This is a genomic window from Streptomyces sp. NPDC001502, from assembly GCF_042894785.1.
In the GTDB taxonomy this organism is placed as follows: domain Bacteria; phylum Actinomycetota; class Actinomycetes; order Streptomycetales; family Streptomycetaceae; genus Streptomyces; species Streptomyces kutzneri.
Window position 1 is genome coordinate 245,683 of sequence record NZ_JBIAVW010000005.1, and the last position, 12,676, is coordinate 258,358.

The 12,676-nt window shown below is 71.8% G+C and carries 12 protein-coding genes; 6 read left to right on the forward strand and 6 right to left on the reverse strand.

Going from position 1 to position 12,676, the window contains the following annotated elements:
* Positions 1-34 precede the first annotated feature (34 nt).
* The 3 genes from ACFY0D_RS10720 to ACFY0D_RS10730 all read left to right on the forward strand — a co-directional run bounded on the left by ACFY0D_RS10720 (position 35) and on the right by ACFY0D_RS10730 (position 3,849).
* Entirely contained in the window at positions 35-1,585 is a 1,551-nt protein-coding gene (locus tag ACFY0D_RS10720; protein WP_390797979.1) for a sugar ABC transporter ATP-binding protein, read from the forward strand.
* Positions 1,582-2,640 carry an ABC transporter permease gene (locus tag ACFY0D_RS10725; protein ID WP_390797980.1) on the forward strand — a complete coding sequence of 353 codons (1,059 nt, stop codon included), beginning with the start codon at positions 1,582-1,584 and terminating at the stop codon, positions 2,638-2,640. The genes ACFY0D_RS10720 and ACFY0D_RS10725 overlap by 4 nt, the downstream gene beginning before the upstream one ends.
* A 108-nt stretch (positions 2,641-2,748) precedes the next feature.
* Positions 2,749-3,849, forward strand: a complete 1,101-nt coding sequence (locus ACFY0D_RS10730) for a substrate-binding domain-containing protein (RefSeq protein ID WP_390798171.1) — start codon at positions 2,749-2,751, stop codon at positions 3,847-3,849.
* 70 nt (positions 3,850-3,919) lie between these two features.
* Here ACFY0D_RS10730 and ACFY0D_RS10735 read toward each other — a convergent pair whose 3' ends face one another.
* The 3 genes from ACFY0D_RS10735 to ACFY0D_RS10745 form a co-directional block, all read right to left on the reverse strand.
* Entirely contained in the window at positions 3,920-4,657 is a 738-nt protein-coding gene (locus tag ACFY0D_RS10735) for an NPP1 family protein (protein ID WP_390798172.1), read from the reverse strand.
* 222 nt (positions 4,658-4,879) lie between these two features.
* Positions 4,880-5,467, reverse strand: a complete 588-nt coding sequence (locus ACFY0D_RS10740; RefSeq protein ID WP_390797981.1) for a hypothetical protein — start codon at positions 5,465-5,467, stop codon at positions 4,880-4,882.
* A gap of 139 nt (positions 5,468-5,606) precedes the next feature.
* Positions 5,607-6,266: a TetR/AcrR family transcriptional regulator gene (locus ACFY0D_RS10745; protein ID WP_390797982.1), complete on the reverse strand. Its 660-nt coding sequence runs from the start codon at positions 6,264-6,266 to the stop codon at positions 5,607-5,609.
* Between the two features lie 176 nt (positions 6,267-6,442).
* Here ACFY0D_RS10745 and ACFY0D_RS10750 point away from each other — a divergent pair, with 176 nt between their 5' ends.
* Positions 6,443-7,561, forward strand: coding sequence for a serine hydrolase domain-containing protein (locus ACFY0D_RS10750; protein WP_390797983.1), 1,119 nt, complete (start codon positions 6,443-6,445; stop codon positions 7,559-7,561).
* Positions 7,562-7,825: 264 nt separating this feature from the next.
* Here ACFY0D_RS10750 and ACFY0D_RS10755 read toward each other — a convergent pair whose 3' ends face one another.
* On the reverse strand, positions 7,826-8,695 hold the full coding sequence (locus ACFY0D_RS10755; protein ID WP_390797984.1) for an SDR family NAD(P)-dependent oxidoreductase: 870 nt from the start codon (positions 8,693-8,695) through the stop codon (positions 7,826-7,828).
* An 87-nt stretch (positions 8,696-8,782) separates the two neighbouring features.
* On the opposite strand from ACFY0D_RS10755, the gene ACFY0D_RS10760 reads away from it, so the two are divergent.
* Positions 8,783-9,283 carry a MarR family winged helix-turn-helix transcriptional regulator gene (locus ACFY0D_RS10760; protein WP_390797985.1) on the forward strand — a complete coding sequence of 167 codons (501 nt, stop codon included), beginning with the start codon at positions 8,783-8,785 and terminating at the stop codon, positions 9,281-9,283.
* 21 nt (positions 9,284-9,304) lie between these two features.
* Here ACFY0D_RS10760 and ACFY0D_RS10765 read toward each other — a convergent pair whose 3' ends face one another.
* Positions 9,305-9,946, reverse strand: a complete 642-nt coding sequence (locus ACFY0D_RS10765; protein ID WP_390797986.1) for a TetR/AcrR family transcriptional regulator — start codon at positions 9,944-9,946, stop codon at positions 9,305-9,307.
* A 64-nt stretch (positions 9,947-10,010) separates the two neighbouring features.
* On the opposite strand from ACFY0D_RS10765, the gene ACFY0D_RS10770 reads away from it, so the two are divergent.
* The gene (locus ACFY0D_RS10770; RefSeq protein WP_390797987.1) at positions 10,011-11,633 is read left to right on the forward strand and encodes an FAD-binding oxidoreductase; all 1,623 of its coding nucleotides are present in this window, start codon (positions 10,011-10,013) and stop codon (positions 11,631-11,633) included.
* Positions 11,634-11,776: 143 nt separating this feature from the next.
* On the opposite strand, the gene ACFY0D_RS10775 is transcribed toward ACFY0D_RS10770, so the two are convergent.
* A complete protein-coding gene (locus ACFY0D_RS10775) occupies positions 11,777-12,664 on the reverse strand; it encodes a geranyl diphosphate 2-C-methyltransferase (RefSeq protein ID WP_351155516.1) in 888 nt (295 codons plus the stop codon).
* Positions 12,665-12,676: the final 12 nt, after the last annotated feature.

A 12,676-nucleotide genomic window follows, 5' to 3' on the forward strand; every position in this document is an offset into this window, starting at 1 on the left:
GGAAGAACTCGGAGGCCGACCCCCGGAGAAGTCTGTGCATGACGCTCCCGACACCTGGGCGAGCCCACCCTCGCCGTCCGGTGCCGCACCCCTCGTCCGTCTGCGCGGCCTGAGCAAGCGGTTCGGCGGCACGCTGGCGCTGGACTCGGTCGACCTCGACATCCGGCGCGGCAGCGTCCTCGCCCTGCTCGGCCCCAACGGAGCCGGAAAGTCCACCCTCATCAAGGTGCTCGCCGGGGTGCACCAGGCCGACACGGGCGAGGTCACGGTGGCCGGCCATCCCCTCGGCAGTCACGCCGCGACCCGGAACATGTCCTTCATCCACCAGGACCTCGGGCTCGTCCCGTGGATGACGGTGGCCGAGAACATCGCCCTGGGCACCGGCTACTCCCGCCGCCGCGGACTGATCTCCTGGCGGCGGACCCGGGAGCGCTGCGACGAGGCCCTGCGGATCGTCGCCGGGCACCTGAACGCCGACGCCCGGATCGCCCGCCTCGGCCCCGCCGAGCGCTCGCTCGTCGCCATCGCCCGCGCCCTCGCCACCCGCGCCGAGCTCATCGTGCTCGACGAGCCGACGGCCACCCTCCCCGCCGCCGACTGCGCGCGGCTCTTCGACGTACTGCACACCCTGCGCGAGCGCGGCCACGGCATCCTCTACGTCAGCCACCGGCTCGACGAGGTCTACCGGGTCGCCGACACCTTCGCCGTCCTGCGGGACGGCCGGCTGGTCGACCGGGGCCCGCTCGCCGGTCACAGCCCGGACCGGCTGGTGCACGCGATCGTGGGCCACGCCCCGGCCGGACGGACGCCGGGCACTCCCCCGGCCGCCGGCGCGCCCCTGCTGAGCCTCGCGAGGGTGCGGACCGTGTCCACCGGCGAGGTCAGCCTGGACCTGCGGGCCGGCGAGATCCTCGGCATGGTGGGCCTGACCGGCGCCGGTCACATGGAGCTGGGCCGCGCCCTCGCCGGCGCCCGGCCGATCCTCGGCGGGCAGGTCCTGCTCGACGGCCGGCCATACCGCCCGCGTACGGTCCACTCCGCACTCGACTCCGGCGTCGGCTTCGTGGCGGCCAACCGTCAGGAGGAGGGCTGCGCCGCCGACCTGACCGTGCGGGAGAACTTCCTGGCGAACCCGCGCGCGGCCGGCGCCCCCGCGGCGCACTGGATCAGGCCCCGCCGCGAGCGCGCCGAGGCCACCGCCCTCATCGACCGGTTCTCGGTGCACCCCCGCGACAGCGAGGTGCCGATCGCCACCCTGTCCGGCGGCAACCAGCAGAAGGTCATGGTCGGCCGATGGCTCCGCGGACACCTGCGCCTGCTCGTCCTGGAGGAGCCGACCGCCGGGGTGGACGTCGGGGCCAAGGCGACCATCCACCGGCTGCTCGACGACGCGCTGGCCTCGGGCCTGGCGGTCCTGCTCATCTCCACCGATTTCGAAGAGGTCGCGGACGTGTGCCATCGCGCTCTGGTGTTCGTCCGCGGGAGCGTGAGCACCGAGCTGAGCGGTGCGGCCCTCACGGTCGCCGAACTCACCCGAACCGCCTCGGCCATGCCCGCGATCACCGGACCCACGACGGACCGATGACCATGCCCCCTTCCCCTTCGTCCTCGCCTCCGCCCTCGTCCCCCTCCCCGTCCCCGTCCCCGTCCTCGCCTCCGCCGCGGTCCCCCCTGGACCGGCTGCGGGGTCACCACATCGGCGCCTACGGCCTGCTGGCCCTCGCCGTCCTGCTCTTCCTGGTCTTCTCCCTCGTCCTGCCGGACACCTTCCCCACCCGGGACAACGTCTCCTCGATCCTGTCCAACCAGTCGATCCCGGCCATCCTGGCCCTCGGCGCGACCATCCCCATCGCCACCGGCAAGTTCGACCTGTCCATGGGCTACGGCCTCGGCCTGGCGCATGTGATGGTGATGCAGCTCATCGTCAACACGGGCTGGCCGTGGCCGCTCGCCTGTCTCACCGTGATCGTCGGCGGCGCACTGGTCGGCGTCCTCAACGGCGTCATCGTCGAGTACGTGCGGATCGACTCCTTCATCGCCACGCTCGGCACCGGCAGCATGATGTACGCCGTCACCGGCTGGATCACCGACGGCTCCCGGATCGTCCCCGGCCCGGACGGCCTGCCCGCCGCCTTCACCGGCCTCTACGACTCCCGCTTCCTCGGTCTGCCGCTGCCCGCCTACTACGTCCTGGCCCTCGCGGCCGCGCTCTGGGTGGTCCTGGAACGACTGCCGCTCGGCCGGTACATGTACGTCATCGGCTCCAGCCGGCGCACCGCCGACATCATCGGCATCCCCAGCCACCGGTACTCCGTCTACGCCTTCGCCGGATCGGGCCTGGTCACCGGCCTCGCCGGGGTCCTCCTCGCCGCCCAGCAGCAGACCGGCAACCCGAGCGTCGGGCTGGACTACCTGCTGCCCGCCTTCGTCGGCGCCCTGCTCGGGTCCACGACGATCAAACCCGGCCGCGTGAACGCCCTCGGCACCGTCGTGGCGGTCGCCGTCCTCGCCATCGGCCTCGCCGGCATCGGCCAGCTCGGCGCCGACTTCTGGGCCACGCCGCTGTTCAACGGGGCCACCCTGCTCATCGCCGTCGGCCTGGCCGGCTACTCCGCCCGCCGCCGGCTGCGCACCCCCTAGAAAAGTTCGTACGCGCACCGCGTCAGGAGCACCGTGTACCCGAAGGACTCGCACTCACACCCGCACCCGTTCTCGCACGGCAGGACCACCCGCACGGCCGCTGCGGCCCTGCTGGCAGCGGCCGCCGCCCTCGTCGCCGGCTGCGGGAGCGGCGGCCCCTCCACCGGCGCCGCGCCGCCCAAGGCCGGTTGCCCCGCCACCCTCGCGAGCGCCTCGGCGGCCGTCGCGCGGGCCGAGAAGGCCGACACCGCCTGGCACGGCCCCACCACCGGCCCCGCGGCGGTCCCCGGCAAGTCGATCGTCTACGTCGCGCAGACCATGACCAACCCCGGTGTCGCGGGCGTCGCGAAGGGCGTCGAGGAGGCCGCGAAGGCCATCGGCTGGCAGGTCCGGGTGATCGACGGGGACGGCACCCCGGCCGGCATCCAGGCGGCGCTCAGCCAGGCCATCACCCTGCGGCCCTCGGGCATCGTCATCGGCGGCTTCGATCCCCAGCTGACCTCGCAGCAGATGGCGCGGGCCGAAGCGGCGCACATCCCGGTGATCGGCTGGCACGCCGTGGGCTCCCCCGGCCCGAGCGAGAGACCGAAGCTGTTCACCAACGTCACCACCAAGGTGGAGGACGTGGCGAGGATCAGCGCGGACTGGATCATCGCCCGGTCCGCGGGTGATGCCGGGGTCGTCCTCTTCACCGACGACTCGATCCCGTTCGCGAAGAACAAAGCCGAGCTGATCCGCAAGGAGCTCGCCACCTGTTCCGGCGTACGGCTCCTCAGCTACGAGAACATCCCCATCCCCGACGCGGCGAGCCGCACCCCGCAGGCGGTCTCCTCGCTGCTCTCCCGCTTCCAGGACGACTGGACGTACTCCGCCGCCATCAACGACCTCTACTTCGCGGACGCGGCCCCGGCCCTGCGCGCGGCGGGCAGGCCCGGCTCCGGGCCGCCCTTCAACATCGGCGCGGGCGACGGTGACCCCTCCGCCTTCCAGCGGATCAACAGCAGGCAGTTCCAGGCGGCCACCGTGCCCGAGCCGCTGAACGAGCAGGGCTGGCAGATCGTCGACGAGTTCAACCGCGCTTTCGCCGGCCGGCCGGCCAGCGGCTACGTGGCCCCCGTGCACATCGCCACGGCCGGCAACAGCGACGGCGCCACGTCCTGGGACCCGTCCGGTTACCGCGAGGGGTACCGCAGGATCTGGGCGGGCTGACGACACGGCGCAGCGGCGCCGGCCCCGCTCGGTGCGGGGCCGGCGCCCGTGACGTGCCGGGTTCCGGGTGTTACTGGTACGGGTCGAAGGGGATGCCCGCCGGCTTGGCCTCCGCCAGGTGGGAGGCGAAGGAGCCGTCCTTCAGGCCGAAGTGCGCGCTGCCGAAATCGGCCTGGGTGAGCTTGTCCCGCACGGTCGCCGGGTAGCCCGACCACCCGACGAGGGTGGGGAACTGCCAGGCGCGGCGGTGGTTCTCGGGCGGTTCGTCGTTGGTGTTCGCGGCGCGGAAGCAGTGCGTGCCGATGCCGTCCTTGTGGTAGACGATCTTGGGGTGATTGCCGTCCCAGCGGATCTGGTCGCGGGAGTGGATGTTGAAGTCCCCGTGCGCGGAGGTCGCGACGTACTTGGCCTCGTTGCCCTGGATCCACACGACCACGTGCTCCCAGTCGTGGCGGTGCCCGCCGAGCTCGATGCCGGGCAGGGCCTGGTCCTTCTCGAAGTAGAGCGCGTACATGACGGCGCACCAGCCGTTGTTGCAGGCCCAGCGGGAGTAGCCGTTGGTGTTGTCCAGGTCCGAGGCGTCCCGGCAGCTGCCGTTGAGGGCGCCGGTGGGTTTGAGTCCGCCGTTGAGAACCCCGCTCGAACTGATGGCGGGCGTCGGGTAGCAGCCGTCGGTGTCGTAGTCGTAGGCGGGCTGGTAGGTCAGCTCGATCGCTTCGGCTCGGCCGGGGAGCGCCGGGGGCGGCGCCGCGAAGGCCACCTGGGGAACGGCGACGACCACCGCGAGGGCGGCACCGACGACCACCATCGATCTCCGGATGTGACGGTTCGTCCGCAAAACGGGCCTCCTGGCCGACCGGGTGCGAGGGGGGCGGACGCGTCACGACGGAACACCGCCGACCGACACGCCGCGAGCATCATTCGCGAACCGGGGCGACACGGCAAGAGGCCGGGCAGACTCCGTTCCTTGCGTACCGAAGAGCCGGGAAAGCCTCGCACACAAGGAATTTGACGGATTGTCAGAGATCGGTCACGCGACACCTTCGGCGAGCAGCCGCTTGCGATGGCGGCTGCGGCGGAAGGCGGTGACGAGGACGATGACGGCGCAGATGCCGATTCCGAGGACGGGGAGGGCGATGGCCAGGATCAGCCAGCCGGCAAACGCGAGAATGGCTCCGGAGTCCCCGATGGCGTACTGGGAGAGTGCTTGGGACGAGCAGGTGACCTCGTAGTCGCCTGCTCGTGGCACGTCGATGCTGTAGAGCGGATTCCAGGTCTCGTCACGGGTGAGGAACACGTCGATTCCCGGATCGGTGAGACCGGGGTCGCCCGGCCCGGTGATGCTGCACTCCGGGGCGGCCGGCCCGCCGAATTCCTCGTCCCTGATCCAGATGGCCTTCTCGCTCTCCGGCTTGAGCCGAAGGGTGACGGTGTCGCCGTTGGCGAACTGATGGCCGGTGTCCACCGAGTCGATCACGGTGTGGAGCCGGTACGCACCGATGGCCACACCCAGCACGATCAGCACGACGGCGATCGCGGCCGCTGTGGCATACCAGTGACGGCCGGGCCGGAGTTCGTTCGCCGGTGTCTGCGGCGGCGGGAAGGGCTGCATCGGCACACCCTAGATCGTCCGTCCGGTCGGCGAGCCGCTGGGGCCTCCCCGGCGGATCATGTGACTGGTTCAGCGCCGGCCCGGTGGCGCTGACGCGTCACCAGATGTCCACGGAAGGCATCCGGCCTGATCGGCAGGACACCCCCTAGCCCGGGCGGACTGCGGCCTCGATGTGGGCGAGTTGGGCGGCGAGGATCTCTTCGAACGCGGCGCGGCGATCCTCCCCGAGGGGGCGGACGTCGCGGGCGAAGTGGGCCAGGGCCGGGAAGCGTTCGGGGTCGGCGCCCAGAACCGCCACGCGAAACAGCTCCATGCCCTGTTCGTGTTCTTCCGGGGTGACGGTACTGACCCCGGCCTCGGAGGCGATCAGTGCGGCGAGGAGGACCGCGAGCCGGTGGTAGCGCGCCGGGATCTCCTCGTCGGGCAGTCCCGACGCGCGCAGGGCCTGCAGCACCTCTTCCATGACCAGCCGGGAACCGGTGCTGCTCGACGCATGGCGTCCCCAGACCGCGGCGAGCTGGGGCTGCTGCCCGAAGGCCTCTCGCGCGCGCAGGGCCAGGGACGTGATGCGCTGCTTCCAGTCGCCCTCGGGGCGGTACCCGTCCATCGCGGCCAGGAGGATCCGGTCGGCGACCGCGCGCAGCAGTTCGGTCTTGCTGCGGAAGTGCCGGTAGAGGCTGGAGGAATCGGTCCCGAGGGCCGCGGCCAGCTTGCGCACGCTGAACGAGTCCGCGTCGCTCGTGCGCAGCAGCTCCGCCGCCGCATCCAGGATCTCTTCGGTCGACCAACGCCTTCGGCCTGCCATCCCGCTCCTCTCGCCGGATCTCATCCTACCTGTGCGCCTGGTGTTGCACGCACCGCGTGCATAATGAGGACATGAGTATGCCGGCCGGGCCGGCATGCCACTCGTGCCCTGTTGGTCCGGGTCGGGCGAGCGATGCGGAGCCGCTCGCCCCCGGGGAACACGAAAGGACGCATGACGTGAAGAACCCACTGGATGGCGCGGCACTGGACGCAGCCATCGAAAACGTCCACCGCGCCGGAATGCCGGGCCTGTTCGCCGAGGTGCGAGACGGCGACCGGGTCTGGCGCGGCGCCGCCGGGGTCGCCGACGTCGCCACCGGTCGTCCCGTCACCGCCGGCATGCGGCACCGCGTCGGCAGCATCACCAAGACCTTCACCGCCGCCGCGGTCCTGCAACAGGCCGAGAGCGGTCGGATCGGTCTCGACACACCGATCGGCCGGTATCTGCCGGGGCTGGTTCCCGGGGAACGCGGCGCCGCGATCACGGTCCGGATGCTCATCAACCACACCAGCGGCCTCGCCGAGTACCTCCCGTACGCCTACCCCTCCCTCAAGGCGTTCCCCGCGCTCGCGGACACCGGACCCCAGAGCCTGGACGACCACCGGTTCACGCGGTTCGATCCCGTCGAACTGATCGAGATGGGGGTCGGCGCACCTGCCGTCGGCGCCCCGGGCGGCCGGCCGGGTGTGTACTCCAACACCAACTACCTGCTCCTCGTCCAACTCCTGGAACAGGTGACCGGTACGACGGCCGAGCGGTACATCACCCGGAACGTCATCGAGCGCGCCGGGCTCCGGGACACCGAACTGCCCGCCGGACCGTACGTCGACGGGCCGCACTCGCGGCTCTACGAGGCGTGGTTCGGCATGATCGATCCGCCGCGTGACTACAGCGTCTACGACATGTCATGGGTGGGGCCGTCGGCCTCGCTGATATCGACCGTCGCGGACCTCAACCGTTTCTACGGCGCGCTGCTGGCCGGGGAGATCGTCAGCCAATCGTCACTGGCGCAGATGCAACGCACGGTCCCGGTCGTCTCCCAGGAGGGAAGGACGATCGACTACGGCCTCGGTCTGCACCCGATGGAGGGTCCCGGTCCGGGCGTCTTCTGGGGTCATGGCGGCACGGTCTGGGGTGGTGGGGCGCTGGCCATGACCCGTGCCGACGGCAAGCGGCAGATGGCGGTGGCGGTGAACCTTCAGAGGTGGAACAGGCTCGGCTCCTCCGGCATGCCGCAGCCCCATCCCGTCGACGGCGCGCTTGCGACGCTGTACCGCCTGGCGATGTACGGCTGACCGGGACCGGGCATCAGCCGAGGGTGTTCATCAGGATGATGGCCAGGAGGTCCAGGAGGATGACGGCGACGACGACGCCGATCGTGAACCAGGCTCTGCGCGATTCGTCCATGCCTACGAGTCACCTCCCGACCCGGGCGGGCCGCCGTGCGCGCTCCCGGGGATCGCGCGTCGGCCTCGTCCGCCTCCGGCCATCATGACCCGATTCCGGCCGGAGCACAGATCGGGCCCCGCCCCCCCTCTCGGCCGGGACGCCACGGCAGGTCAGGCGACCCAGGTTCCGGTCATGCCGACGACCGCCGAGCCGTCCTGGTCGGCCAGCTTGGTCCCCGTGAAATCACGGGCCCACTGCGAGGTCTGGATACGGAAGGCGGGCCGGTCGGCGGTGAGCGCCTCCATGACGGACTCGGCCGCGCCGGCCGGGGTCTGCGCGCCGTTCAGGAACTGGCCGACCGTGCGCTCGACGTAGTGGTGCAGCGCGTCGGAGTACGGGCCGGCCGCGGCGATCCGGGCCTCAAGGTCGAGGCCGATGTTGTTCACGAACTCCGTCGCCACGGCGCCGGGCTCGATGACGGACACGCTCACACCGACGGCCCCCGCGACGGGGGCCAGGCTCTCCATGTACCCCTCCACGGCGAACTTCGCGGCGCAGTAGGCCTCGTTGAAGGGCTGGCCGATGACGCCGCCGACGCTGGTGACCGTGATCAGGCGGCCGCCGGTGGCCCGCAGGTGCGGCAGCGCGGCCTTGGAGACGTTCAGTACGCCGAAGAAGTTGACCTCCATGACCTCGCGGACGTCGGCGACGGATTCGAGCTCCAGGGTGCCCACGTGTCCGGCGCCGGCGTTGTTGACTACGGCGTCCAGCCGGCCGTAGTCGGCGATGACACCCTCGACGGCGGCCGCGACGGAGGCCTCGTCGACGACGTCGAGCTGTCGGATGTCGAGCTCGACGCCCGCCTCGACCGCGGCCTTGCGCAGGGCGTCGGCGCGGCCGGTGTCACGCAGGGTGGCGACCGTACGCCAGCCGGCCTGGGCGGCGGCGATCGCGGCGGCCAGGCCGATGCCGGAGGAGGTGCCGGTGATCAGGACGGTGCGGTCGGAGGCGGAAGCAGAGGAGGCGGAGGAGGTCGACATGGCGGGGCCTTTCACAGGGGTGATTTATGTGCGTGCACACACACTATAAAATTATGTGCGTGTGCACGCAAGCTCTAGACTGCCGACATGCCGAAGAAGCTCACCGAAGCCGAGATGCCGACGGCCGACTACGCCTTCTACGGGCTGGTGTGGGCCGGGACGGTCATGACCGATCGCGTCGACCGGGCCCTGGTCAAGGCCCATGACCTCCCCGTGTCCTGGTTCGAGGTCATGCTGTGGCTGGCCTCCAGCCCCGAGCCGGTGCCCGCCTCCGTACTCGGCAACAGCACCCTGCTCAGCCGCAGCCAGGTCTCCCGCGTCGTGGACGCCCTGCAGACCCGGGGCCTGGTGACCCGCACGCCCTCCGCGCGTGACGCCCGGTCGGTGGAGGTCTCCCTCACCGAGGCGGGCCGTACGGTGTTCACCGAGGCGGACGCCACCCGGCGCGAAGCCCTGGCCCCGGTCTTCACCGAGCTCCTCGACGAGCGGGACCTGGAGGCGCTGGGCACCGTATGGCGCAAGCTCAAGGCCGCGAAGGCCGCACAGGCGGCGCAGGCCGGACAGGCCGGGCAGGAGCGCGCGAGGTAACCCCTCCCCGGGCAGTGTCCGTCAGCCGGATCGGCCGTCGGGGGTGAGGGTGGCGGCGACCGCGAAGAGACGGGCGCAGCGCCGCGTCATGGCCTCCGGCGTCTGCTCCGGGTGCTTGACCCACCAGCGGACGAGGGTGGCGACCAGGTCCCGCCAGACGTACTTGAGCGCGTCGGCGTCCAGCGGATCGGCGGATCCGGCCGAGCGCAGCAGTTCCGCGGTGCCGCCGGCGGCGAGCCGGTCGATGGCCGCCCAGTACTCCGAGGCCCGGCGCTCGGCCTCACCGCCGGGCGGCAGCGTGGTGTCGTAGAGCACGAACCACGCCTCCCGCTGCCCCTCCAGGGCGGTGAAGATGCCGTGGAGCACGCGCAGCGGCGTGTTCGGGGCGGTCCCGCCCTCCCCCATCGCCGCGCGGACGGTGTCCAGCAGCCGGTCCCCGACCGGGACCAGGCAGGCCACGTACAGGTCCTCCTTGGTGCCGAAGTACTGGTGCAGCAGCGTCTTGGTGACTCCCACGCGCGCGGCGATCGCGGGGAGCGAGGCGGCCGCATAGCCGTGCGTACCGAACTCCTCCGTGGCCGCCTCCAGCATCTGCCGGCGGCGGTGCTGCCGCGGGACTCCCTTGGTGCCGGCCTTCGAGGAATGCGGGGAGGGGGTTGCCATGAGCCGATATTATCAGTAGGTAATTTACCGCTAGGTAAATTACCTCGACCCCTGGAGCGCCGCCATGGCCGGCACCACCCCGCAGCCGACGCAGTCCACGTCCCGCACCCGGTCCTGGTGGGGCTGGGGCTGGACGGACGCGCATCCCGACGACGCGGAATGCACCGCGATCGGCGCCCTCCTCCCCGGCACCCTCGGCCGTCCGCTCCCCGTGCCCCGCGTCCGCGACCTGGCCATCGCCGGCCCCGCCGTCGAACCCCCGCCGAGCCTCGCCCACCTGGTCGCCGCCGATCCCGCGGACCGCGCCGCGCACGCCATGGGCAAGGCCTACCGCGACGTGGTGCGCGCCCTGCGCGGACGCCCCGGCCGCATCCCCGACCTCGTCGCCCGCCCCACCGACGACCAAGGGGTGGCCGACCTGCTGGACTGGGCCGGTGAGCGGCAGGTCGCCGTCGTCCCGTACGGCGGGGGCTCCTCGGTCTCCGGGGGCGTCGAGTACCGAGGCGATGCCCACCGGGCCGTCATGTCCCTGGACCTGACCGCCATGGGCCGCGTGCTGGAGGTCGACACCCAGGGCCGGGCAGCGCGCATCCAGGCCGGCACGCTCGGGCCGAGCCTGGAGGACCAGCTGCGGCCCCACGGCCTCACCCTGCGCCACTTCCCGCAGAGCTTCGAGTTCTCCACGCTGGGCGGCTGGCTCGCCACCCGGGCCGGCGGCCACTACGCCACCGGCCGCACCCACATCGACGACTTCGTCCAGTCGCTGCGCGTCGTGACCCCGGCCGGCACCAGCAGCTCGTGGCGGCTGCCCGCCTCCGGGGCGGGCCCCTCCCCCGACCGCCTGTTCCTCGGCTCCGAAGGGGCCCTCGGCGTCATCACCGAGGCGTGGGTACGCCTGCAGGAACGCCCCCGCCACAAGGCGTCCGCCGCGGTCGCGTTCACGGACTTCCAGGACGCCCTCGGGGCGGTGCGCGCCGTCGCGCAGTCCGACCTCTCCCCCGCCAACTGCCGTCTGCTGGACTCCGGCGAGGCCGCGCTGTCGGGCGCGGCGCACGACGGCAGCTCCGTACTGGTCCTGGGGTTCGAGTCGGCCGACGAACCGGTGGCCGCCCGGCTGGAACGGGCCGTCGCGCTGGCCCGTTCGCACGGCGGCCGGTACGGGGGGACGGGCGGGGCCGGCGGCCCGCAGGAGGGTCAGGACGGCGACGCGGCCGTGAGCGCCTGGCGCTCGGCGTTCCTGCGGATGCCCTACCTCCGCGACGGTCTGGCCCGGATGGGCGCGGTCGCGGAGACCTTCGAGACGGCGGCCACCTGGGACCGGATCCCCGGCCTGATCGAGGAGGTGCGCAGGGAGGTCGGCGAGGCGGCGGTCAAGGCCACCGGATTCCCGGCGACCGTCAACTGCCGTCTGACGCACGTGTATCCGGACGGTGCGGCGCCCTACTTCACCGTGCTCGCCGCCGGCCGGGCCGGTGACGAGGTCGCCGTCTGGGACGACCTCAAGGCCGTCGCGAGCGAGGTCCTGCACCGCCACCGGGCCACCATCACCCACCACCACGCGGTCGGCCGGGACCACCGCCCCGGCTACGACCGCCAGCGCCCGGAACCGTTCGCCCTCGCCCTGAAGGCCGTGAAGGGGGCCCTCGATCCGCACGGCATCCTCAACCCCGGTGTGCTCGTGGACTGATCGGGGCCCGTACGTACGCCGGCGGGCCGGTACGCCCCGGGACACCCCGAAGGGGCCGGGGCCGTCGGACGACGGCCCCGGCCCCTTCGGTCCGCGTCCGGTCGGACGCGGACGGTCAGACACGGACGGTCGGACGCGGACGGTCAGACGCGGTCGGCCGCGATCAGGACGTACTGGAAGGAGCCGTCCTTGTAGGACTCGATGAACGCCTCTTCGATGCCGGTGACCAGGGAGGACGTGGCCCGCAGCTCCCAGTAGGGCAGGGTCTCGGGGGTCAGGTCGATGACGGCCTGCGGGACGAGACGGTTGTCGGCCATCGCGCGCAGGTACTCGCGGCGGGAGTGGATGTTGCACTCGAAGTGCGCGTTGATCTGGGAGACCCACTTCGAGGGCTGGCCGTACTTCGGGTTCCAGCAGCCGGTGATGGTCACGTACCGGCCGCCGACCGCGAGGACGCGCGAGTGCTCCGCGAAGAGGTCGTGCAGGTCGACGTACATGCTCGACTCGTTGTTCCACGAGCCGGCGGCCTGCCCGGTCTCGAACGGGGTGCTGAGCATGTTGCAGACACGGGCCCGGACGTGGTCCTCGATGCCGAGTTCCTGCGCGCGCCCGTTGGCGAAGTCGGCCTGCTTGGCCGACAGGGTGACGCCCTCGACCTTGCATCCGAAGCGCTGGTGGGCCATGACCATCGAACCGCCGCGGCCGCAACCCGCGTCGACGAGGGTGTCGTCGCGCCCGATGGGGCCGAGGTGCTCAAGGAGGAGTTCGGCCTGGGCCGACTCCAGGCGGTGGAGCTCGGCGATCAGCTTCTTCTCGTATGCGCTGTCCTCGGTGTCGCCGAGGGCGGCGTGGTCGATGTCGCCGATGCCGTAGTGGTGGTGGTAAAGGCCGTCCACATCGCCGAGACGGAGGTTCACGGGCCTGGCCTCGTGGTCCCAATAACGGGCGATGTCCCCCTGATAGGGAGTCACCGGGCCGGGGATGAACACGGAGGAGGTACCGGCGGCGGCGGTGAGATCGGTGCTAGTCATGAACAATTCCCA